Raw genomic sequence first — 23,409 nt, 5'->3', positions numbered from 1 at the left:
GTGAAGGTTAACCCTTCACCGAGCCTGCCGCTATTCCCTCAACAATGTAACGCTGCATGAACAGATAGAAAATTACAATAGGTGCTACGCCGATCGTAAGTGCCGGGAGCGCCATATCCCATTGCTTCGTATATTGGCCGAAGAATGAGAAGGTTGCCAGTGGAATGGTCCGCAGATTAGGCGCCTGAAGAATCAGGGACGGCAGCAGATAGTCATTCCAAATCCCAAGTGCATTCAGGACGATGGTTGTCATCAGCATCGGCTTCAGCAGCGGAAGTACAATCCGGAAGAATACCGTAATCGGATTACAGCCGTCGACTGTAGCCGCCTCTTCAATTTCCAGCGGCACCGATTTGATGAATCCGTGGAACAGGAAGATCGCCATCGGAATACTGAGACCTAAGTTGGTGATCAAGAGACCCGGAATGGAGTTGTTTACACCCAGGATGTTTACAACCTTCAGGATCGGAATCATGATGGTCTGGAACGGTACGACCATTGCCGCCACAAACAGCAGCAGCAGGATCTTATTGAACTTCGTATCCGCACGGACCATCCGGTACGCAGCCATTGCACTGAACAAAGAGATCAGGACGACACTGATTACCGTTACAATGACCGAATTGCGGAACGCTTCACCGAACCGCGCCAGCTTCCAGGCCTTGGAATAGTTGGACCACATGAATTCATGCGGCCAGCTTGCCGCATTGCTGAGAATTTCGCCGAATGACTTCAACGAGTTTGCCAGCAGAAAATAGAACGGAGCAAGGAAGAGCAGCGCAAGCAGGATCATCAGTACTTCGGTCCCGATATTCCATCTGCTTTTTGATTTTGCGTTCATTAAGCTTCAACCTCCTTGCTCTTCGTTACACGGACCTGAATCATCGTGATTACCGCGACAATTACAAAGAACAGCAGCGCTTTTGCCGTACCCAGACCGTAACGGTTATTCAGGAAGGCTTCATTATAAATGTTCATCGCTACAGATTCCGTTGATTTGAACGGTCCACCTTTGGTCAGCGACAGGTTAAGGTCGAACATTTTGAATGACCAGGAAATGGCCAGGAACAAGCCGATAGTTACCGCAGGCATAATCAGCGGAACGACGATGTTGCGGAGCACCTGGAAAGGCGAGGCGCCGTCGATATCAGCAGCTTCAAGCACTTCTTTGGATACGTTGCTGAGCGAAGCGATGTAGATAACCATCAGATAACCGGAGGACTGCCAGACAAACACAATAACGATTGCCCAGAAACCGGTCGTCGCATCACCGAGCCATGGAAGATTAAAGAAGGACCAGCCGGTAGTATCACCCAGTGTGGCAAAACCTTTGATAAAGATAAACTGCCATATAAAACCAAGCAGTAAGCCCCCGATGACATTCGGCATAAAGAAGATCGTACGGAGCATATTGCGTGTTTTTAAAGGTTTCGTCAACAGGTACGCCAGGAAAAAGCCGACCACGTTGGTCAAAATAACACCTAACAGAGTAAATCTTACAGTAAACCAGAACGATGACCAGAAGTCAGGGTCATTCGTGAAAATATTTTTGAAGTTATCAATTCCTACCCAGCTTACATTTCCCGATACACCGTTCCAGTCGGTGAAGGAATAATACATCCCCATCAGAAATGGAATAATCATGACTACAGAGAAAAACAGTACTGCCGGACCAACGAAAAAAAGCTGTTGGCCGAATTGGGACAACTTATGACCTCGCATGAATTGGCCCCCCCTTTCTTTTACTCACTTACTTGTTTATGATCTAAAGATATTATCCGTTTTTTTGCGGACCTCTTACACCTACGCAAGTGATCTTTCAGGTGTAAAATATTGATCGGATGTGACAAGAATCGATGAAATGGAACAATATCCGCACCAAACTGATCCTTTTTTTACTCCTTCCAACCTTAATTTGTATTATGGCGACGATGTATATCAGCTATTCTTATACAACCCAGTCGCTGAGAACACGGGCCGTAGATGAGAACAAAAACCTGCTCTATCAAGGCTCCAAAAATATTAACAGCCTGATTCAGGAGGTCAACCGGCTGTCGCTGAGCGTATATTCCGATTCAGATTTTTACCGTCTGCTGGAAGCCGGTTATGATGACCTGTCCTCCGATATTGCCATCTATAATTCACTCAGTTATATTTCCACTTCGCTGCCCGATATCTCACAGGTATACTTATACGGGGTCAAGGACAGCAAAGCCACGCTGATTACCGACAATACAACGCCCAAGCGATGGCTGGTGAGCAAGCCTTATCAGGAGTCTGACGTTACAGGCAGTTCTCCGGTAAATGTCCAGAGTACCCACCTCAGCAATGCTTACGGACTGAACCTGCCTTTGATCCAGTTCACGCCTGAACCCGTCTTTACCTTGCACCGCAGAATTGAGCGCATTCCTTCCTCGGAAGCACTTGGCTATCTGTCGATTGATATCAAGCTGACGGCGCTTGCTGAAATTGTCGACCAGTTGTATGAGCAGGATCAGGAGAAGGCCTACGTAGTGGACAGTGACGGTATGCTGGTGTACGGCCAGGATGCCGGTTCGCTCGGCAAGCCGCTGAATGCAGCCTGGTACAATAAGCAAATTACTGCGAATGCTGAGGCCCAGGGTTATTTTGAGGAAGGCGGGTCCGTGTTCATTTATCAGAAGGTGGAAAGCACAGGTCTGAACTGGACGCTGGTCAAGCAAATCCCGGTGTCCTACCTGTTCCGCGAAGCCAAGGAAGCCGCTGGCCTCAACCTGCTGCTGCTCTTCCTGCTGATGAGTATGATTATTGCGCTAACCATCTTCATCTCCTTCCGGATCACGGCCCCGATCAAGCAGCTGACCCGGTATATGAATCAGGTGCGGACCGGGAATCTGGAGGTGGAGATCAGCCCGGCGGGCAACGATGAGATCGGTGTGCTGACCGAGCATTTCCGCAGCATGATGGATACGATCAATAATCTGATTTTGCGGGAGTACCGGCTGGAGCTGTCTAATAAAACCAATGAGCTGAGGGCTCTGCAGTCGCAAATCAATCCGCATTTTCTCAACAACACCCTGCAGATTATCGGTACGCTTGCCCTGGAGATGAAAGTGCCGCAAATCTATGCCCTGCTGTCGGCCCTTGCCAAGATGATGCGTTACAGCATGTACAATGACGAGAAGATTGTCACCATTCAAAATGAGCTGGAGCATGTCAAAGCTTACATCGAGCTGCAAAAGGAGCGTTTTGAAAATAAATTCAGTTTCCGCTACGATATGGAGGAACCGCTGCTGAATGCGCTGATGCCCAAAATGATCCTCCAGCCGATTGTTGAAAATTACTTCAAGCACGGCTTCAATCTGTCGCGCAGCGATGGATTGATCGAGATTACGGCAGCCAGGCTGGCATCCGGACGAATGGAGATCAGGATCCGGAATAACGGCAATGTCATTCCTTTGGCGAAACTGGACAAGCTCCGGCAGGAGCTGGAGCGGCCTACTCCACTCGACGTCACCGCCGTGAAGAGCAGTGACAGCAGGCGGGATGCGCCAGGTGCAGGAATCGGCCTTGGCAATGTACTCGCGCGGCTGCGGCTTGTCTGCGGGGATGACGCTGCACTGACCGTGGACAATCTGCCTGAGGGCGGAGTCCTGATACGACTGGAAATTGAAATACTAACGGAGAGTGAACGGATATGAAGGCGCTGATTGTGGATGATGAAGCGAGAGTCAGAAAGGCGGTCCGGCTGCTGGTCGACTGGGACGCCCATCAGATCGATGAGATCCTGGAAGCGGGAAACGGCAATGAAGCCATTGAAGTGATCCGCGGGCAAAAGCCGGCTCTGGTGATCATGGATATGATGATGGAATCAGGTAACGGCATTGAGCTGATGACCTGGGTGAATGAGTTTGCCGGGAGTACGAAGTTTATAGTGGTCAGCGGACATAATGATTTTGAGTTTGTTCGCCAGACGGTCCGGCATGGAGGAATTGACTATATTCTCAAGCCCATTGAGGCCGATGCCATCAATACAGCCGTGTCCAAGGCGGTTGCCGCCTGGCGCTCCGAGGAAGAAGAACGCAGCCACCGGCAGCAGCAGAGCATCCGGCTGAATGAGATCAAACCGATCTACGGAGAACGGCTCCTGTCGGCGCTGATTGATGATCCCGTTACTTCTGAAACCTCACTCCGCCGGCTTGTCGCTGAGAATGTCATTCCCGGTAATGCCGGGTCCTCCCGGCTGATTCTTGTACAGACCGATGCGGGCAATAATCAGCTGCTCAAAAGATTCGGCGGAGACAGTGAGCTGCTCTATTATGCCATCGTCAATATTTGCAATGAATTCTTGCAGCCCCAGAAGAAAGGGATCGCTTTCCGCTACTGGGGAGGGCCGCCGGAAATCGCCATCCTGCTATGGGATGTCCAGGAATCGGTGCTGGAGCTGATCAGCCGGATCAATCAAGGCATCTTCCGAACGCTGCAGTTCCGGATGCATTTTGGGATCAGCAGTACGGGCAGCCTGCCAGGCCAGCTTGCACGGCAGCGTTCGGAAGCTTTGGACGCCCTGATGCGGCGGAATCTGCTCCGGCATGAGGATTATTGCCACTTCGCTTCCTCTGCCGGAGAGCATAGCAAAGCTGAGCAGGCAGCCGACGGCTCCAGGGCGATCTTCGCCCATGTCCAGGAGGACTGGAGGATGGCCGTTATCAGCGGAAATACGGAGGCCTTGTCCGCTGCCGCCCAGCACTGGATTGATGAGCTGAGCCGCGGGGGCGTGGTGACGCCGGAAATGCTGGGCTCCTGGAAAGCCGATGCCCTGCTGTTCCGCTCCCGGCTCGTACGCGAAGCGCTGGGTGGGGAAGCGGACAGTGCTTTGGCTGAGCTGGAGCTGGCCGACCGGCACAATCCTGCTCCTTATGCCAACGGCTATTCCTTCTCGCTGTTCGCCTGGCGCGACTGGTCCTTCGCCTTGATGCAGCGCCTGTCGCAGGAACTGTCGGCAAGGCAGATCAAGGAACGTAACCCGCTTACAGAGATCGTCAAATATATCGATCAGAACTATCAGTCTGACCTGTCTCTTCAGGAGGTCGCCGGCAGATTCTATGTCAGCCGTGAATATGTCTCCCGCAAATTCAAGCAGGAATACGGCATTAATTTCTCCGATTACATCGGCAGCGTCAGAATCAATAAAGCCAAGCTCCTGCTGCAGAATCCGAACCTCAAGCTGTCGCAGATCTCGGAAATGGTCGGCTTCCACGATGTGAAGTACTTCAGCAAAGTGTTCAAGAAGCAGATTGGAGTTACGCCGAAGGATTACCGGGTGCAGGTTGCCCCCTGACGGGACGGGCCATCGCATAAATCCCTCATTTAATCTGGTCAATTGTCCATACAGAGATCGAGGTAAGTGCATATCATGGGTCTGTAAGATGATACTGCGAAGGAGGTAAAGCGATGAGCGGTTGTGCAAATGTCGGAGGCATGTTTACTTCCACTACGACAATCTTGGTGCTTTATATTCTGCTGGTAATCATTCTCAGAACATTCTAACCCATCCCCCAAAAAAAAGATAAGAATCGGCAGGTATGCCAGACTCTTATCTTTTTTGTTAAGTGTACAATAAAGTTATAACAAGCAATTCGAAAAGTACCAGGGTTAAAATCGCTTCATCGCTGCCCCCAAAGAAGGCGCGTTGTCCTCCATGACTCTGCACGCCCAAATATAACAACCCTCTATCACAGCCCAATATTCTTCCCGTAACGACCTGACCGTCAATTGTCTGCACCCGGACGAATTGGTTTACATGCTGTCTACATATACTGTGTAAGTGATGTCTAACCGATTTCATGGTTTGAATATAATTCTGATCAGCCTGATACAGCACTTTCGGCTGCATTCCCACTTGAATACCCATTGCAGGCACACTACCCTTCTGTTAAAAGTAATACATAGTATGCCTAGTAAGCTTGTAGTGTTCTTTATCTATTTTTCCCGTACCAAGCCAGAAAAGCTTCCGCTACCGCCTTGCCGGCGTGCCCGTTTGGATGCGGATCAAACTCATTGCTCATGTATTCCGGTCTGATCCTGTGATCTGCCGGAGCCGGTACGGACAGTACTGCTGCGATGTCGAACACACGGTTCACACCAGCTGGAGGATTGGTGCGGATCGTCTCATTCACCTTACGCCAGGATACTTCCCGTTCTTCTTCGAAATTAAACGGCGGCACGGTGCTGAGGATAATGTCCGCGTGGTTGTTCGCCTCTTTAATCTTGCCTATTATCGCCGTCAGGTCGCCAAGCAGTTCCTCTGCACTGCGCTTGCCGATATCCAGATCGTTGACTCCAAGTACAATCAGTACCTCATCGCCCTGCTTAGCCTTATTCAGCCAAGCCCCGTCCGCAGCCACATCATAGGCTCTGCCCCAGCCTGAACCGATATTCCACAGTCCGTAATCCGTACCCAGCCCTTCAGCGATCCGCGCCGCCCAATAGCTGTAGGCATCCTTCTCCGTCCGGACTCCCTGGGTGATCGAATCCCCCAGGAACACCAGCTTCTTCGCCACCTGCTTCTTGTATCCGATATAGCTCGGCATCACCAGCAGCTTGTCTGATTCGGTAAAGGTATCCGCAGATGACTGCCCGGCCAGATTGCCGTCTGCATCATAAGCCGACACGAGAATACCTTCCACGTTGAACGGGAAGGACTTGCCCGGCGCGGCTGTTCTAATGGTCCAGGTAAAGGCCAGGTAATGGCCCTCAGGTAAGTCGAGTGAGGCTTCATCACTCCAGAAGCATTCGCCGGGAGCAACCACCTTCGAGTACGCCCCCGTGAAGGTTACCGGAACCTGCGAGTCCGGCGCTACCGTACCGTCCGGCACAAGCCCGCCGTCAGCGATGTACGCAGCTTCAATGCTCCACTCCCCGCCTGGTTCGCTGCCATTAGCCTCCTGCCCAATATCCCAGGTGGAATCGACACTGTTGCTGTGCCAGAATTTCAGCGTCAGGCTGCCGTTTTCCCGCAGGCGGACGTATGTCCTGTAGGTATGGGTAAACGGCTCCGGCGCATTCATAATATAATTGGCCGCAGTGGACAGCGCCGTGGCCGAAGAGTAGCCCGCTTCGCTGAGCACTCCGTAGTTATCTTTAATAATCATAGTAATCAATTCTCCTGTCCTGATCCGCATACGAAATAACTGCTATCCTCTAATTGCACTTTGTACAAAAAAATCATAGGTTCATAGCCAGATTAAGATATTTGTTTTTCTAAAAAAACTCCCTAATGAGCCAGGGACAATGTGTCCCCGGCCATCAGAGAGTCTGATACATACGGTACAACTTATTTCAATGTAATCGTGAACGATACGGACTTGCTGCCGCCGCTAACTTGTACTGTAGCTTCATCTGCCTGCTCTGCGCCTTCTACGGAAGCGATAGCACCCAGATCCTTCACTGCAAATGTGAACGGTTTGCCGCTGCCTTCAGCAGTTACCTTAACGGTGCTGCCTGTGCGTGCAGCTGTCACTGTCAGTTCAGGAGCGCCGTTGATATCACGGACTGTTGCCGCTGTTGTAGCGCCGTCTTCCAGGGAGTACAGGCCGAATTTCACGCCGTCGGCAAAATCATAGTCCGGACGGTTGTCTACACTGCCTGTTGCCAGCAGCGAGTTCTGGCGTACGAACAGCGGAAGGCTGAAGAAGTCATGCTTTTCTTTACGCCATGATCCGCCTACTACTGTTTCACCGTTCAGCAGGTGAGTCCAGCGACCAGCCGGCAGGTAGTATTTCACTTCGCCGTTTTCCTGGAAGATTGGAGCTACGAGCAGCTTGTCACCAAGCATGTACTGACGGTCCAGCACTTCGCAGGTAGGATCTTCAGGGAACTCCATAACCATGGCCCGCATCGAAGCCCAGCCTTCTTCATGCGCTTGGCCGGCTACATCATACAGGTAAGGCATCAGGCTGCATTTGAGCTTGGTGAAGAACCGGGTAACATCCACCGCTTCGTCATCGTAAGCCCAAGGCACACGGTACGAGGTGCTGCCGTGCAGACGGCTGTGGCTGGAGAGCAGGCCGAAGGCCAGCCAGCGTTTGAAGACATGCGCCGGAGCGGTATTTTCGAATCCGCCGATATCATGGCTCCAGAACCCGAAGCCGGACAGACCGAGGGACAAGCCGCCGCGCAGGCTTTCTGCCATGGACTCGTAATCTGCGTAGCAGTCGCCGCCCCAGTGTACCGGGAACTGCTGCCCGCCGGCTGTAGCCGAACGTGCGAAGACCGCTGCTTCATTTTTGCCGAGCTTCTCTTCCAATACATCAAAGACCACTTTGTTGTACAGCTGAGTGTAGTAGTTATGCATTTTCTGCGGATCGGAGCCGTCGAAGTACACAACATCTGTCGGAATTCTTTCGCCGAAGTCTGTTTTGAAGCTGTCTACGCCCATATCCACTAGACCGCGCAGGTATCCTGCATACCATTCACAAGCCGCTGGGTTTGTGAAGTCTACGAGTCCCATGCCCGCCTGCCACAGGTCAGTTTGATATACGTCGCCGTTGGCTTTTTTGATCAGATAGCCGTTCTTCTTGCCTTCTTCGAACAGCGGTGAACGCTGGCCGATATAGGAGTTAATCCAGACGCAAATTTTCAGGCCTTTTTCCTTCAGGCGTTTCAGCATGCCTACCGGGTCCGGGAAGACGCGCTCGTCCCACTGGAAATCGGTCCATTGGTATTCACGCATCCAGAAGCAGTCGAAGTGGAACACATGCAGCGGCAGATCGCGTTCAGCCATTCCTTCTACAAAAGAGTTAACTGTTGCTTCATCGTAGTCAGTAGTGAACGAAGTCGTCAGCCACAGGCCGAAGGTCCATGCCGGCGGAAGCGCAGGCTTGCCGGTTAACGAAGTATATTTGCTGATGACCTCTTTGATCGTAGGTCCTTCAATCACGAAATATTCCAGGCTCTCTCCAGCTACGCTGAATTGGGCTTTTTTTACTTTTTCCGAAGCGATTTCATAGGAAACCAGTTCAGGCTGGTTCACAAATACGCCGTAGCCCTTGCTGGTTACATAGAACGGGATGTTCTTGTAGGCCTGCTCGGAGCTGGTGCCGCCGTCTTTATTCCAGATATCTACGACTTGACCGTTCTTCACAAAAGCAGTGAAGCGCTCGCCCAGACCGTACACGAATTCGCCTACGCCGATGTCCAGCTCTTCACGCATGAACGTGTTGCCGTCCTGGTCGGTGATATAGGCCATCGATTTGTAACCGCTGCCTGTAATGCGCTCGTCGCCGCGGTAGAAATCCACGGACCATTGAGTGCCTTTATTGATAACGACACGGAGTCCGCCGCTGATCAGCACGGTTTGGGCTTCGTTTTCTTCAATCTGGACATGGTCGCCGGTTCCCTTAGTCAATTCAAAGGCCGGACCGCGGTCGATCACGCCGTCATTATGAATGATCTTCACACCCACTACACCAGGAAGCGGGGAATGGAATTTAACGGTAAGGAGCGTGGAGTTCAGTGTAGCTGCGCGTCCTGTAATTGGAGTTGTTTGAGTGACTGCGGTCAAACCCTCGGATGTTTTTTCTACTACATAGTTTTGTACTGCGCCGTTGATGTTGATTCCGTCACGAACCAGCCAGAGGCCGTCTGTAAATTTCATGTGTGCACTTGCCACCTTTCAATTTGGTGTTTATAGTTGCATTATAACGATAATAAAACAACAAAACTAATAAAATATAGCTCGTTTATAACACTATTTTGATGTTTTGATTAAAGGAGACCTAGGAATGGACCGCACGTCCCAGCGTTTGCTCAAAGAAGACCGCGTACACGGTGATGTTATGTTTCCGCTGGCTGCTTACTGGATCGAACTTCCGGCCGGAACGCATGTCCTGGATACGCACTGGCATGAGGAGGCCGAGTTCTTTATGCTGCTGGAAGGAGAGATCCTGTTTCAGGTGGACACCGATTATTTTCCGCTCCGCGCAGGGGAAGCAGTCTTTATCGAATCCGGTGATATTCATGCTGCCTATGTCCTGAAGGAAGGCCCTTGCCGGTTCTGTGCGCTTGTGTTTCACCCCGATCTTCTGGCCAGCGCCCAATACGATACGATCCAGCAGAATGTGATTCTTCCGCTTCAGGAGAAGCGCCAGAGCTTCCCCCGGCACATTACACCCGCTGTTCCCTGGCAGCAGGAGCTGCTGAACCACCTGGAGCGGATGATGGAAGCATATGCTAATAAAATGCCCGGATTCGAAGCCTTTATGAAAGGAACTTTGCTCATTATGCTCTCGCAGATTGCCACCCCGGACCGTTCCGTGAACCACAGCCAGTCGGAGAGCGCTGATACTACCAAGATCAACCGGCTCAAAAAGGTCATTCTGTATATCCAGGACAACTATCAGGAGCCGATCCGCACCCGGGATCTGTCAGAGCTGATTCCGATGAGTGAGGGCCAGTTCTGCCGCTTCTTCAAAGCCATGACCCGCAAGACACCCGTCGATTATATCAACTCCTACCGCATCCGCCAGGCGGCTGACCTGCTGCAGCAGAGTGAACGTAAAATATCGGACATCGCACTGGAGGTCGGCTTCGACAACGTCAGCTATTTCATTAAAGTGTTCCGTAAGGCGATGAAATGCTCACCCTCGGAGTTCCGCAAAGGGGCAGCGCTGGGAGCCATGCAGGGGGCCGGGCAGGGTCAGCTGTATCCGTGATAGGGCAATGGGGACAAGTTAAACTGTAAAACTTAACCAAACCGTGTAGAATAGTCCCTGTAGTTCAGCCATTTTGATAACTTCATATACAAGCATCCGCTGGCGTCTGACCAAATCACAGACCCCTCTATGGGTAAGACCAGCTTCGTTCTCCAAAGTTCAAGGGATTCTGTGCAACAATTTCTGCATAAAAAGAAAGTAAAAAGCAAGCAGGCTATCCGTTATTATCCGGCACCCTGCTTGCTTTTTTTTTAACAGTGGGTATTGCACATACTCTTTATCTTTGGTCAGATACTCATCTAAATCTATTTCGTTTATGATTTCATTTGCTGCAGTAGTCTCCTTTGATATTATTTGAAATACCTCATTTGTTATAATCTCGCTATTTCATCCTCGCTATTGAGATAAATTTAGTAAAATATCCTCCCGTTAGCTATGAAGCATTGGCAGTATGATATATTTTTGTTAATAAGCCTAACTGAGAGGGACCAAGCGGGGAATACTAATTTGATCTATGACATTAGCGGTAGCCACCATCTCTCCTGGCTGCAGCACCAGCTCGGGTCACAAGATGACTATAACGGCGGCGATAGGTTTCGCTACTTAATATTCTTGTGATATTTGCTCTTATAATAAAATATAGTTCGTTAATAAAAAAACAAAATAATACATTAAATTGAAAATATTGTAAGACTATTGCGCTATATTTTTCCAAAAATAAGTATTGTATACTTTATTTAGGGATCGGCCGCCCTCTAATAAAATTGGAGGTTGAAAAATGAAAAAAAGAATTTTAATTCCTATCGCTATGTCTTTATTGTTGTGTTTGCCAATTTATGCAGGGGCAGAAGAAGTACATAGTGCTACAACACCCCAAAAGAACAATGTTGAAGTGGTGAAAGCGTACCGAGCAGTAGATGGTGGATTAAAAGAAATAACGCTAGAGGAATATAATAAACTCGAAGCTGAAGCTAACAAAAACGCAGCTTTAGAACAAGCAAAGGTTGGGCTTGCAGAGAGCGCCCCACTCTTTAAAACTAACTCGCTTATTACACCAATGGATGCCTACACTACAACAGTTTACAAGTACAACCAATCGGGATATATCTATAATTATGCAAGAAGCGACTTGAATAGAAGAATTTCTTCCGCAGTTAAGAATGATTCAAACAATCCAGTTACTAGAGCAATTGCCTACACTGCTTCGCAAGCTTTTGCAGCCAATATTTCATTTAATGTTTCGGCCAAAATAAATGCTGTCACTGCTGGGATTACTGCTGGCGCAACTTGGACTAACACGTATACTAGTAGTGATACAGTTACTCAATCTATTTCACCAGGATACTACGCTTGGATGGATTATTATCCGATCTTTAACAACTCTTATGGTTTACTCAATGAAAAGGTTTATGCTAATGCTCAAGGAACTAGTGTCTTGGTAAGTGATACAAACACTTATGCGGATATTTATGTAGCAAGAGTGATGAGCGGTGGACTTCCTGATGGAGTGTACACGGTTAAACAAAGTTTGTCCGCACCAAGTTATTAAAATGTATTAAGGTGGAGGGGATTTGTTTGAATAAAAAGGGAGTGGGAATTACTCTGCTTGCACTTGGAATTGTATCTTATTTAATTCGTGAGTCCATTCATTATATTGGGGCTACTTTACTATCTTTTAAATTTAGTGGAATTTCAAATACCACGATAAAGAGTAACCTCTCCTTGATCCCGCCACCATTTTCTATGACTGTTCCAACCATACTAGTTATATTCGGAATATTTTATCTAGTGTGGTCTGAATTAGAAAGGAAATAAATACAAGCATCATTAAATTAGGAGTCGCTGAAAAGCGGCTCTTTTTGCTATACACCAATAGGAAAGGGTGAAGAGAAATGTATAAACGTACAGTGGAATCAATGACAGAACTTCACAAGGCCATGGAGGCGTTGGATGCCTTGGATAAGACTTAAACAGTTGCAAAGGAATTGGTGACAGAAGAAGAATGCTGTCTAGGGATCGACATGATACGCCGCCGGACGCTACGAAAATACCCGGTGTGGGAAATAACAGAGACTAGTGCAACACTGGCCACGCTTCACACTGGGGAATATAACTTTACCAAAGAATACGAGCAAAGAAAACAAGAAGGATTTCAGAGTGGGTGACCTTATCTTTAATGTGAATGTATCTTCTAATCTATCAGAGGACATATATGAAGCCGTGGAGAAGATTAAGAAGGTGCTGTCTACTCCACTCTCTGACTATGTATCTGTAGAGATCAGTACAGACGATGCAGGTGCTGGACGGTAAAATCAAATCACTCCTAATTACGCAAATCTAACCGGATTGCGCAGCAATAAGGGAGCCGCATACGTGCGTCTCCCTTTTGTTATACCCGCCATTATGCCGGAGCACTTCAGGCCGTACGTTCTATTAGAGTAAGTCAGCCCGCCTCATGTCCTTTACGGATAACCATGAAGCAGGTACTGTCCGGCAAAGCCGTCTCATTCCCGTGCTCATCCATGATTACGACCCGTTCCTGAAGTGCCAGCGTATAGCCTTCCTGCAGATAGTGGCGGAACACTTCAATCTGCGCCTGCTCTCCCAGACGTTCCCTGATAAACTTCACATACTGCTCGGGTGTAAAATAACCAAACTGCTCCTGGACCTCGTGGACGTAGGCTTCTTCACCCCATGTATAGGTGTACAAAAACTCCATGGCATCGTTCACAGGCATCAGCACCTCCTGCTCACCGACCACCTCATACTGGATTTTGCGTCCGGCAAAATCCCCGGCATACCGCTCCAGCCATGCCAGTCCGTTCTGTTCCAGAAACCGGATTCTACGCTGCATTGTCTCCGGTTCGGTCATGATCCCGTCCCGGATAATGATCCTACCGCCTTCGGCAAGCACCTCAAATGCGCTTACCAGCGCTGCGGCTACCGTCTCATGATTGAATTTCACGCCATTCATCGGCACATACGAATATAGCTCATGCAGAATGGATGAGAAAATCACCGTATCCACGCTGCCCGTCTCCACAAAATCCTTCAGGTTCAGCGCATCACCCTGCAGCACCTCCCAGCGGCGGCCCTCCCGCTGTTTACGCTGGCGCAGCGCTTCCACTACATTGCTGGATATATCAATGCCGACCGGAGTGACAGCGGGCATCCGCTCTTCAATCAGATCAAGCAGCACACCGCCGCCCGGGCCGATATCCAGCACCTTGCTGCCAGTGACATAATCCAGAATAACAGCTTTATAATCAGCCGTATCGTTCATCTGGCTCAGGTAGCTATCCTCGTTATGGAAGCGGTCGAATGCGTCGCGCCGCAGATCGAACAAATCGAATAAGAGCAGCACCGCCCGCTCGTACAGCGCGGACTTCTCGGCTTCAATACAGAATTCAATCAGCTTCTCTGCTGCGGGGGAGAATTCAAAATCAAAAAACACCGTATCCTGCAGATGCTTCTGCCGCCGCAGCCGGTGAATCAGATGGGGATTGCCGGAAGTGCTGTTTCCGGCGGCAATGTCCTGCCAGCTAAGCTCAGACAGATACTTTTCGATAATCCGTTTCTTATAGACGTTGATTTTTTTATCGCCTTTATAGTCATAATAGATTGAATTCATAACGGCTTCAAAGCTGATATGGTTCAGGCCGCTGCTGCCGCTGCCCTGTGCAGCAAGCACCAGCACTTTAAGAAATTGCTCCAGCGAGAACGTCTGCAGTGCCGACTCCACATACCAGAACGTTACCGGCTGCATGGATTCGAGCAATGCGGAATCCATGCCCTCCTGCTCCAGCCTGCTCCACTCCGCCGCGAAATCCTCGCCCCGGGAGATTGGACCGGAGCGCATGCGGTGCAACCGCTCCTTCATTGGTAACGGAGTGTCCAGACTTCCTGAAGCGATGACTGCTATCAGCTCCATCACCTCACTGCGTACCTCTTGCCACAGTACCGGCGAGACAGCGCCAATGATGCAATGGTTCAGCGCAAACAGCAGCCGCTCCAGCTCGTCGGAGGTCAGCAGCCCCTCCTCTACCATAACGGCCAGCGGGCGGTTAACATTTGGCGGAACCTCGCCGCGGATCTGCTGGCCGAGGAGGCCATGCGTTTCAATCAGCCGGTGCACAATCAGAATCTTCTCCGCATGCGCAACACCTGCCGCCTTAAGCAGCGCCGCCTGCGGCCCGGAGGCTACAGCGGCTGCATTGCCTCCGGCATGCTGCCAGTACAGCTGCGCTGACCCTATATTGTGGGCAAAACAATTAATGCCTTCCTCCTGCCACTTCCGGCGCTGGCGGGAGGTCCCGCCTTTGGCCGTCTCCGACCAGACCAGCGTTTCTTCGGCTAGCTCCTTAATCCAGTAGGACAACGGCAGACTATCCAGCAGCCGCAGACTCCGTTCCACATAGTCCAGCACGGGATTCCGATGATCCAGCTCCCGCAGCGATTCCACACGCTCCAGATTGACTATCGGCATTTCGGCCTGAACAATATATTTCAGCCACACAAGCTCCTCCTCAGGCAAATAATCCCCTTCACGGTAGGCTTCAATAGCCTGCAACGATTTCAGCATCCTGCACCTCCTAATAAGATAATGTCTTGTTTGATTGGCGAATGTGGATAGAAACCTATTAGTACGTAACCGTAAACCGTTACACTACAAACTGACAGTTGGTAAGCTTCATTTCCGGCAGTCCGATGATTATATAAAACACCGAATGCAAAGGGCCGCCTCCTGAATCGATTGTACACGATTACACTAGATTCAGGAGGCGGCCGCATGGATAAGTCTACCATGTTTCTAACCCTGTTTCAAAAAAACACAGTACCCGTACAGGAGGTTGAATCCTCATTCTTCAATACCGGTTCTGCAGGGCACAGCATGTGTATCACCTTGGAAGCTTCCCATCAATGAAGCAAAAAACAGACCAGACAAGGTTACCTTGTCTGGTCTGTTTTTGTTTTTTTCGTTTAATCATTTACTGTATGAATGGCTTCAGCAATAGCCTTACTTGGATGAGGCCTGACCACGCGGAGACTACCTTTCGTCGCTGGTCAGCGTCTTCACCCAGACTTCTTCGTCGCCCTCACGTTTCGATTCATGGGATTGTGTCGCTTCCTGGATGTCGCCAAAGCCCCAATAGGTGGCCGGTACATCAGGGAACTGCGGCTCAATTCCCGTCAGCGGTCCGCGGTACAGCATCCGGTTGATCATCGTAACTGCCTCAGCCCGCGTAATTTTCAGGTCCGGCTTGAATGTAGCATCCGGGTAGCCGGACAAGAATTTGCTGTTATAGAGCTGCTCGATAGCATTCGCTGCCCAGTGGCCTCCAAGATCGGTAAAATGCGCCGAAGCGGCCGCCGTGAGGTCTATCTTCAGGAACTTCGCCATGACCGCCGCGAGCTCGCCGCGTGTCACCGGAGCTTCCGGACGGAAGGTACCGTCTGCATAGCCGCTGAAGTAGCCTTGACGGGTGGCGATCATAATATAGTCCGCCGCCCAGTGGCTGCCCGGCACATCCGTGTAGGTCGAACTGCCGCTGTGGGCCGCGTTCTCTGTCAGCCGGGCAACAATCGCCGCCAGCTCAGCGCGTGTCAGGCTCTTCGCCGGCTTAAACTGCCCGTCCGGGTAACCCAGGATGTAGCGTTGATGCTTCAACTCGCCATACCGGCTTGAGAATACCTTCAGCTTGGCAGAGGATGCTGCATTTGCTGCCTGCGTCTGACTGCCGGCAGACAGCGCTGCCGTTACCTCATACTCCTGCTCCGCCTTGCTGAGCTGCGGCCATTTCACTTCAATCCGGTGCGTACCGTGCTGGTTCGGAGCCAGGGTACCGACAGGCCACGTTACCGTATTGCCGGCTACTGTTCCGCCGTCCGCATTTACGACTACCGCGCCTTCTGGCAGTGTCACCGTAACCGTGCCGCCGGTCAGTGTTCCCTTCCCGGTCTGGGCGTATTCGACCGTAATTGCTGAGGTCCCGCCCTCTTCAATCAGGTTCCGGTCCAGACTGACTGCCACTACCGGTGTGATGGTCGCATTAACCGGTGAGGAACCCGGGATGGCGGCTGCCCCTATCGGATTCAGCGGGATATCATGGCGGACAATTTCCAACTCCACCGCGATTGTCGGGCTGGTATAAGTCTCATAGCCGGACTTGGTCACAACCAGATAATAATCCGTATGCGGATAGACCATGTAGGCGTATAGACCCTGCGGGTCACTGATTTGCTCGGGGCTCGCGTTGTCGTTAGGGGCAAAGCCCGGGATTGCCGGCAGCGTTACGGTCTTACCGCCTTTGCTGCCGTTGCGCGCTGTATTCGCGTAGTACAGGGTTACGTTCGCGCCTTCCACCGGGACCCCGGTCAAGCTGTTCGTAATCGCACCGTACGGGTCGATCAGCTCCTCTGAAATATTCATTTCCCCGTTGGCTGTAACATTCACTTCGCTCTTCTGGATAATAATCTCCTGTCCCGGCTCGACTTCATAGCGGATCTCCATCACATATGTGCCGAGCCCCAGCCCTTCGGCGCTGAATACGCCGTTCTGCTGGGCCGGGAAAGCCTTAGGTGATCCGTTCTCCAGAATATAGAGACCCGTTGCCGCGTCTTTCAAATATACTTTTGTCTTCTTTACCAGGTCTCCGGATATCATTCCGGTGCCGCCTGCCGGCTGCTTCATCAGGATGATACCGGTGGCTGTCTTCGTTGAATCGTAGCTCTCCTGGCCGGTACCGCTGACCGAGCCGACTGCCGCCGTCTGAGTATACGTCACCGGTGTTAAAACTCCGCCTACATTTACTGTCTGCGTCACTGCGATGGTGTACAGCGCATTGCCCTTCGGCACCGGCAGCGAGTAAAAACCGTCCGCGCCTGTCACTACTGTTTCGTCAAAATCAACACCAGGTGTAATGATGTTATCGCCATTCAGATCCAGCGTTACCCGTACGGTCGCGCCGGCGATCTTCTCGCCCGCGGCACCGCGGGTGATAACCCCGCTGATGACTGCCGGCTGGAAGGTAACCAGAATATCGTCCTTCGCATAGAGTCCTTTTGTCAGGTCAATTGCTGCTGCCTCAACCCGCACTTTCTGCTCCTGATTGGAGGATAGGTCAGCTGAGCGGTAGGTCGTTGCCGCCCGGCCTTGGGCATCCGTCCGCACCCGGTCAGCTCCAACGAACGTACCCAGACCCGATGGGACCGAGAACACAACCTCGGTGTCCGGCACGGGATTACCGCTGCTGTCGGTCAACACGGCGGCCAGCTCGGTCGTCGAGCGGCCGTCTCCGACAATCCGGTCCGGCGATGCCGTCAGCGCCAGTGAGTGCGCTAGTACCTGGAATCCGTTATCGGCCAGGCGGGTCTCGGCGGGCAGCGGTGTGCCGTCAGCCTTAAACGCCTGGAACATTACCGTGTAAGAACCTGCGGCCAGCGGTGTGGTAAGCAGATAGCCCGTACTCTCCCACCGTTTGTAGCCGTCCTGAAGGAAGGTAGCAGGATTGGCTAACTCAAGACTGACAGTGCCGCCTCCGATTGTCGCCTTGACCTCATGGGCCGACAGCGGGCTTACGGCCGAGAACTTCAGCGGATAGCCGGGCACTGCATTCACGACAGACGGATCGCCTTCAAGCTTATTGCCGACCCAGCCGTTGAGCGCCTTGTTCATCTGAATCGTCACCTGAACCGGCGGACTCGTCTGGCCGTTCCCGTCCGTCACGGTGAAGCTGAAGCTGTCCGTACCCGATGTAAAGCCCGGGGCCGGTGTATACAAATAGATATTGCCGCTTTGTAAGGTAAGGGTACCCTGTGACGGCTGAGTGGTGATCTGGTAAACCAGTCCAGTGATCGTTTCGCGGTCGGTGCCTTCAAGAATAACCGTTACCGCTACGGCCCCTTCGTTGATCTCAACGAGCTGCGGTAATGCCGCAGGAATTCCGTTGGCCGCTGTCACCGTCACACTTACCGTGGCCGGGTTGGATTCCGCTCCGTCAGTATCCTTGACGGTGTACGTGAAGCTGTCGCTGCCGCTGTAGCCGGCGTTCGGCGTGTACATCACCTGACCGTTCGTCCCTACGATGACTGTACCATGCGACGGCTGCGTCTTGATCGCTACCGTCGACGGGTCAAGCCCGTCCTCGGCATCTGAATCATTAGCAGTTACCGTTACGCTTCCCGAGCCGTTCTCGGCTAAGGTCAGCGTATCTGCTGCGGCGCTTGGTGCCGTGTTCAGGATCGGAGCCACTGTCACCGTCACACTTACCGTGGCCGGGTTGGACTCCGCTCCGTCCGTATCCAAGACGGTGTACGTGAAGCTGTCGCTGCCGCTGTAGCCCTCGTTCGGCGTGTACGTCACCTGGCCGTTCGTGCCTACGGTGGCCTTACCGTGCGACGGCTGCGTCTTGATCGCTACCGTCGACGGGTCAAGCCCGTTCTCGGCGTCCGTATCGTTCGCCGTTACGGCCAAGCTTCCCGAGCCGTTCTCGGCTACGGTCAGCGTATCCGCTACCGCGCTTGGCGCCGTGTTCAGGACCGGAGGCGCTGTCACCGTCACGCTCACCGTGGCCGGGTTGGACTCCGCTCCGTCCGTATCCTTGACGGTATACGTGAAGCTGTCGCTGCCGCTATAGCCCGCGTTCGGCGTATACGTCACCTGGCCGTTCGTGTCTACGGTGGCCGTACCGTGTGACGGTAGTGTCTTAAGCTTTACCGTCGATGGGACAAGCCCGTTCTCGGCATCCGTATCGTTTGCCGTTACCGTTACACTTCCCGAGCCGTTCTCGGCTACGGTCAGCGTATCTGCAACCGCGCTTGGCGCCGTGTTCAGGATTGGAGCCGCTGTCACCGTCACGCTTACCGTGGCCGGGTTGGACTCCGCTCCGTCCGTATCCTTGACGGTGTACGTGAAGCTGTCACTGCCGCTGTAGCCCTCATTCGGCGTGTACGTAACCTGTCCGTTCGCGCCTACGGTGGCCGAACCATGCGACGGCTGCGTTTTGATCGCTACCGTCGATGGGACAAGCCCGTTCTCGGCATCCGTATCGTTCGCCGTTACCGTTACACTTCCCGAGCCGTTCTCGGCTACGGTCAGCGTGTCTGCTACCGCGCTTGGCGCCGTGTTCAGGATTGGAGCCGCTGTCACCGTCACGCTTACCGTGGCCGGGTTAGATTCTGCTCCGTCCGTATCCTTGACGGTGTACGTGAAGCTATCGCTGCCGCTGTAGCCCTCGTTCGGCGTGTATGTCACCTGGCCGTTCGTGCCTACAGTGACCGTACCGTGCGACGGTAGTGTATTAAGCTTTACCGTCGATGGGACAAGCCCGTTCTCGGCATCCGTATCGTTTGCCGTTACGGTCAAGCTTCCCGAGCCGTTCTCGGCTACAGTCAGCGTATCCGCTACTGCGCTTGGCGCCGTGTTCAGGATCGTACCCGTAACATTGACGGGCGGCGAAAAGACGCCGAGGTCCTTCCACGTAGTAGTATCATTAGTGCTTATGCCCTGCGTGCCCGCGATATCCTGATTAAAAGAGTTGTCCTGGGCAGCAGTGCCGATAATATATTGCAGAGGGGAGGTAGCAGTCACAGTAATTCCCCTGCTCGCCATTGCCGTATTAATGTCTGCAACCTTGACTTTAAAGGTCACAAAATAGTCACTGTCGCCTGAAAAGCTGCTTCCAGTAGCCTGCATCAACGAGTAATTCTGGTTAGCACTCGGTACATAAGAGATGAGCGCAGGATTGATGATACCCGTCGTGCTGGGCGAGGTATTCGCCTTGTTAGGATCAGCATTATAGATACCGATCTTCCCGTTGTTGTTTGTCGGATTATAAACGCCTAAGAAAAAGTCGATACCCCCGTTCCCGTTGGCATCCACCCCCACAAACGCAAAGCTTGTAAACTTGTCCTTCTGGGTTCCATCCAGATTGTTCACACGGATCCGAAAGCCGATTTCACCCGCAGCCGAATCATAGTTAACGTAAAAAGGAGGATTGTTTGCATCCCCGACGATGTCTTGCGCTACACTGCCGCTTCCGGTCTGCTGGTCGCCGACGTAATCAAATTGGCTGTTTTTAGGATAGACGGTCAACCATCCATTTCCAGTCCCGGTGAGGTCCAATCCGCTGGCATAGACAGAACGGACCTGGGGCAGGAAGGTCATGGTCAGCAACAAGAGGGCCAATAAGGAGATGGCTGTTTTTTTGATCGCTCTAAATTTCAATAGATGACTCCTTTCATATGACAAAATCAACCCAAAATATGGGATTATGTGGACAATTACCCTCCTTTAGAGGTCATAAACAGAAACATATAGACCTTTTTTCCTATTTATCGACCCATATGCGTTAAAATTGAAGTATTTTATATTAAAATATTAATATTTTAAGCACCGTGAATACGATTACATGCGCCACTCTGTCGATGAAAGAGTTCATCTACCCGGGTACCCATAGGTAATATGGCCTGTAATAGGTAAAGTCGACTTAGGTGAGGAGCTCCGATCATCAGAATGAGTAGACTGTGAGCGTTCATGGTGCCAGCTTCCGGCAACGCCTCTTTTCGTGGGATCCTCTCCCAAAACACGCCAAAAAGCAAGCTTCCGGCGGAAGCTTGCTATGGTTTGCTTATCTAGTGGCAGGGCAACTGCTGGAATGGTTAGCAGGCTACCCTTGTTGCTGGCTACGACATCATCTGTCTCCGGCCTACGTACCGAACCGCTGCCGGTACCCGCACTTGCGGCACAGCTCCTCTACTGCTTCCCTGCGGGAGAAGCCGTAGAACAGATTGTTCGCCCGCTCGCCCTCGACAATCTCGGAGAACGGCCGCTCATGGATGTTGCCGAGGTTGATAACCCCCTCGCCATCGAGACAGCACGGCACCACCGTGCCGTCCACCAGCACCGCCGCCTGGCTGCGCAGCGCGTGGCAGAAGCCTTTGCCGTCATCCTCCGGCTCGTGCAGTGCCGGCCATCTGAACTCGTGGTCCTGGTTCAGATAGATGCGCGGCGCAATGCGGACGCCGCTGCCTGGAACGACCTTCTCCTCAATCTTGAAGTCCAGATTGAACGCCTCCTCCAGCACAGCCAGCGTCTCGCGGTTGCGGCTCCGCGTCAGATTGGTCTGGTTATCTTCCGTCAGATTCCAGAGCCGGAAGGAGATGATGACCCCTTGTGCCGCAGCTTCCCGCACAAAAGAAATAATCTCCTTCAAATACCCCTCTCGGTTCTCCGAGCCTTCATGTCCATCGAAGCTGTGCAGGGAGAAGTTCATCTGGCGCAGCGCCGGCTTGCCGATAATTTTCGGCCCCGCCTTATGGATCAGCGTTCCGTTGGTCGTGATATTGACCTTGAAGCCTTTGGCATCTGCAATGTCCAGCAGCTCACCAATCTTCGGATGCAGCAGCGGCTCGCCTTTGACATGAAGATAGATGTGATTACTGTGCGGCTTAATCTCATCAAGAATTGTGCTAAAGGTATCCGGCTTCATGAAGTTCTTCTGCCGCTCGGTTGGCGGGCAGAAGCTGCAAGCAAGGTTGCAGACGCTTGTAATCTCGATGTAAACCTTTTTAAAAGTCTTCAAGTGCTGCTCCCCATTTCACTATATATCCGAGGTATAGCGGAGGCCGATCTGCCGTCTCGCTTCCTCCATGATCTCTGCTACCGCCAAGGAATTGGCGTGACTGTTGACTGTGCTCTCACGTTGTCCGTTTTTGAGCAGATTAATAAACTCATACGCTTCATAGTACATCGGCTCGAACACCTGCGGCAGGGTGAGCTCCTCCACCGTTCCGTCGCGGTATTGGATTTTGACCTGGTACGGCTGGTTGATCTTATCAATCACCATCGTTCCATTCTCCCCCTGAATTTCTGCCGGCAGATAGGAATCGGTAATCTTCGAATGCATCACGACGGCATCCATATGCGAATATCGCATCACCATGCTGCCTTCGCCGTCTACCCCGGAAGAGAGCATAACGCCTGTGGCCTTTACCGAATCCGGTTTGCCGAATAGCGCCACCATCGGATACAGGCAGTAAATCCCCAGATCCATCAGTGAGCCGTTCGAATATTCCGGGTTAAAAGCATTCAGCACCGTTCCCTGCCGGTACGCATCGTATCTGGACGAGTATTGACAATAGCTGGCGAAGTAACGCCGTACCCTGCCCAGCTTATAAAGATTATCTTTAATCACGCCGAAATTCGGCATAAAGGTCGATTTCATCGCTTCCATCAGAAGCACATCATTGCTCCGCGCAGCCTCGATCATCTTCTGCAGCTCGCTGCTATTGGAGGCAGCCGGTTTTTCGCACAGCACATGTTTGCCGTGATTCATACAGATCAGCGCCTGCTCGGCATGCATCGAATTGGGACTTGCGATGTACACTGCGTCCACTTCTCCGCTGGACACCATATCCTCCAGATTGGTATAGATGGCGGCTCCCGCGTATTTGGCGGCAAAAGCAAGGCCCTTTTCTTCTGTACGGGAATATACCGCTGTCAGAATAAATTCCTCATTCTCCAGCCCGGCTTGAATAAAGCGGTCTGTAATCCAGTTGGTGCCTACGACCCCGAAACGAATTGTCATGAGTGATCCCGTCCTTTTTTTAAATATACGACTAATGCCGGATGATTATAAGTTCCTTCTTTTCCCGCGGACACGTTTCCGCTTCTTTTGCTGCTCTCTACCTGCTATTTTCTCATTCCGTGATAGGT

The 23,409-nt window shown here is 51.8% G+C and carries 15 protein-coding genes; 7 read left to right on the top strand and 8 right to left on the bottom strand.

The window, feature by feature from the left end:
• Nucleotides 1-7: 7 nt before the first annotated feature.
• Nucleotides 8-841, bottom strand: a complete 834-nt coding sequence (locus L6H70_RS27215; RefSeq protein ID WP_236337364.1) for a carbohydrate ABC transporter permease — start codon at nt 839-841, stop codon at nt 8-10.
• Nucleotides 841-1,722: a carbohydrate ABC transporter permease gene (locus L6H70_RS27210; protein WP_236337363.1), complete on the bottom strand. Its 882-nt coding sequence runs from the start codon at nt 1,720-1,722 to the stop codon at nt 841-843. The genes L6H70_RS27215 and L6H70_RS27210 overlap by 1 nt, the downstream gene beginning before the upstream one ends.
• A 134-nt stretch (nt 1,723-1,856) precedes the next feature.
• Between L6H70_RS27210 and L6H70_RS27205 the strand changes: the two genes are divergently transcribed.
• The 3 genes from L6H70_RS27205 (at nt 1,857) to L6H70_RS27195 (ending at nt 5,529) form a co-directional block, all read left to right on the top strand.
• Complete coding sequence (locus L6H70_RS27205; RefSeq protein ID WP_236337362.1) at nt 1,857-3,680, top strand: sensor histidine kinase; 1,824 nt, start codon at nt 1,857-1,859, stop codon at nt 3,678-3,680.
• The gene (locus L6H70_RS27200) at nt 3,677-5,320 is read left to right on the top strand and encodes a helix-turn-helix domain-containing protein (protein ID WP_236337361.1); all 1,644 of its coding nucleotides are present in this window, start codon (nt 3,677-3,679) and stop codon (nt 5,318-5,320) included. Before L6H70_RS27205 ends, L6H70_RS27200 begins: the two co-directional genes overlap by 4 nt.
• 113 nt (nt 5,321-5,433) lie before the next feature.
• The gene (locus L6H70_RS27195) at nt 5,434-5,529 is read left to right on the top strand and encodes a YjcZ family sporulation protein (protein WP_236337359.1); all 96 of its coding nucleotides are present in this window, start codon (nt 5,434-5,436) and stop codon (nt 5,527-5,529) included.
• Nucleotides 5,530-5,957: 428 nt separating this feature from the next.
• Here the strand turns inward: L6H70_RS27195 and L6H70_RS27190 are convergent, their stop codons facing one another.
• Together L6H70_RS27190 and yicI are read right to left on the bottom strand one after the other, a co-directional pair.
• Nucleotides 5,958-7,133, bottom strand: a complete 1,176-nt coding sequence (locus L6H70_RS27190) for an SGNH/GDSL hydrolase family protein (RefSeq protein ID WP_236337357.1) — start codon at nt 7,131-7,133, stop codon at nt 5,958-5,960.
• 182 nt (nt 7,134-7,315) lie between these two features.
• Nucleotides 7,316-9,637: an alpha-xylosidase gene (gene yicI / locus L6H70_RS27185; RefSeq protein ID WP_236337356.1), complete on the bottom strand. Its 2,322-nt coding sequence runs from the start codon at nt 9,635-9,637 to the stop codon at nt 7,316-7,318.
• Between the two features lie 127 nt (nt 9,638-9,764).
• Here yicI and L6H70_RS27180 point away from each other — a divergent pair, with 127 nt between their 5' ends.
• The 3 genes from L6H70_RS27180 to L6H70_RS27170 all read left to right on the top strand — a co-directional run bounded on the left by L6H70_RS27180 (nt 9,765) and on the right by L6H70_RS27170 (nt 13,004).
• A complete protein-coding gene (locus L6H70_RS27180; RefSeq protein WP_236337354.1) occupies nt 9,765-10,694 on the top strand; it encodes an AraC family transcriptional regulator in 930 nt (309 codons plus the stop codon).
• Between the two features lie 778 nt (nt 10,695-11,472).
• On the top strand, nt 11,473-12,243 hold the full coding sequence (locus L6H70_RS27175; RefSeq protein WP_236337352.1) for a hypothetical protein: 771 nt from the start codon (nt 11,473-11,475) through the stop codon (nt 12,241-12,243).
• Nucleotides 12,244-12,851: 608 nt separating this feature from the next.
• Entirely contained in the window at nt 12,852-13,004 is a 153-nt protein-coding gene (locus L6H70_RS27170; RefSeq protein WP_236337350.1) for a hypothetical protein, read from the top strand.
• Between the two features lie 133 nt (nt 13,005-13,137).
• On the opposite strand, the gene L6H70_RS27165 is transcribed toward L6H70_RS27170, so the two are convergent.
• A complete protein-coding gene (locus tag L6H70_RS27165; RefSeq protein WP_236337348.1) occupies nt 13,138-15,276 on the bottom strand; it encodes a class I SAM-dependent methyltransferase in 2,139 nt (712 codons plus the stop codon).
• A gap of 207 nt (nt 15,277-15,483) precedes the next feature.
• On the opposite strand from L6H70_RS27165, the gene L6H70_RS28780 reads away from it, so the two are divergent.
• Nucleotides 15,484-15,618 (top strand): hypothetical protein, encoded by a 135-nt coding sequence (locus L6H70_RS28780; protein ID WP_279306803.1) that lies wholly within the window; start codon nt 15,484-15,486, stop codon nt 15,616-15,618.
• A gap of 123 nt (nt 15,619-15,741) precedes the next feature.
• Here L6H70_RS28780 and L6H70_RS27160 read toward each other — a convergent pair whose 3' ends face one another.
• The 3 genes from L6H70_RS27160 to L6H70_RS27150 all read right to left on the bottom strand — a co-directional run bounded on the left by L6H70_RS27160 (nt 15,742) and on the right by L6H70_RS27150 (nt 23,281).
• Complete coding sequence (locus L6H70_RS27160) at nt 15,742-20,919, bottom strand: Ig-like domain-containing protein (protein WP_236337346.1); 5,178 nt, start codon at nt 20,917-20,919, stop codon at nt 15,742-15,744.
• A 481-nt stretch (nt 20,920-21,400) separates the two neighbouring features.
• Entirely contained in the window at nt 21,401-22,276 is an 876-nt protein-coding gene (locus L6H70_RS27155) for a radical SAM/SPASM domain-containing protein (protein WP_236337344.1), read from the bottom strand.
• Between the two features lie 18 nt (nt 22,277-22,294).
• A complete protein-coding gene (locus L6H70_RS27150; protein WP_236337341.1) occupies nt 22,295-23,281 on the bottom strand; it encodes a Gfo/Idh/MocA family protein in 987 nt (328 codons plus the stop codon).
• Nucleotides 23,282-23,409 lie beyond the last annotated feature (128 nt).

It is taken from the genome of Paenibacillus auburnensis, from assembly GCF_927798115.1.
GTDB classification, from domain to species: domain Bacteria; phylum Bacillota; class Bacilli; order Paenibacillales; family Paenibacillaceae; genus Paenibacillus_AQ; species Paenibacillus_AQ auburnensis.
This window is presented reverse-complemented; position numbering and strand designations above follow the sequence as displayed.

Excerpts from the sequence above, each read along its gene's own strand:
- L6H70_RS27215 (WP_236337364.1), bottom strand. The coding sequence starts at position 841 with ATGAACGCAAAATCAAAAAGCAGATGGAATATCGGGACCGAAGTACTG.
- L6H70_RS27210 (WP_236337363.1), bottom strand. The coding sequence starts at position 1,722 with ATGCGAGGTCATAAGTTGTCCCAATTCGGCCAACAGCTTTTTTTCGTT.
- L6H70_RS27205 (WP_236337362.1), top strand. The coding sequence starts at position 1,857 with ATGAAATGGAACAATATCCGCACCAAACTGATCCTTTTTTTACTCCTT.
- L6H70_RS27200 (WP_236337361.1), top strand. The coding sequence starts at position 3,677 with ATGAAGGCGCTGATTGTGGATGATGAAGCGAGAGTCAGAAAGGCGGTC.
- L6H70_RS27195 (WP_236337359.1), top strand. The coding sequence starts at position 5,434 with ATGAGCGGTTGTGCAAATGTCGGAGGCATGTTTACTTCCACTACGACA.
- L6H70_RS27190 (WP_236337357.1), bottom strand. The coding sequence starts at position 7,133 with ATGATTATTAAAGATAACTACGGAGTGCTCAGCGAAGCGGGCTACTCT.
- yicI (WP_236337356.1), bottom strand. The coding sequence starts at position 9,637 with ATGAAATTTACAGACGGCCTCTGGCTGGTTCGTGACGGAATCAACATC.
- L6H70_RS27180 (WP_236337354.1), top strand. The coding sequence starts at position 9,765 with ATGGACCGCACGTCCCAGCGTTTGCTCAAAGAAGACCGCGTACACGGT.
- L6H70_RS27175 (WP_236337352.1), top strand. The coding sequence starts at position 11,473 with ATGAAAAAAAGAATTTTAATTCCTATCGCTATGTCTTTATTGTTGTGT.
- L6H70_RS27165 (WP_236337348.1), bottom strand. The coding sequence starts at position 15,276 with ATGCTGAAATCGTTGCAGGCTATTGAAGCCTACCGTGAAGGGGATTAT.
- L6H70_RS28780 (WP_279306803.1), top strand. The coding sequence starts at position 15,484 with ATGGATAAGTCTACCATGTTTCTAACCCTGTTTCAAAAAAACACAGTA.
- L6H70_RS27150 (WP_236337341.1), bottom strand. The coding sequence starts at position 23,281 with ATGACAATTCGTTTCGGGGTCGTAGGCACCAACTGGATTACAGACCGC.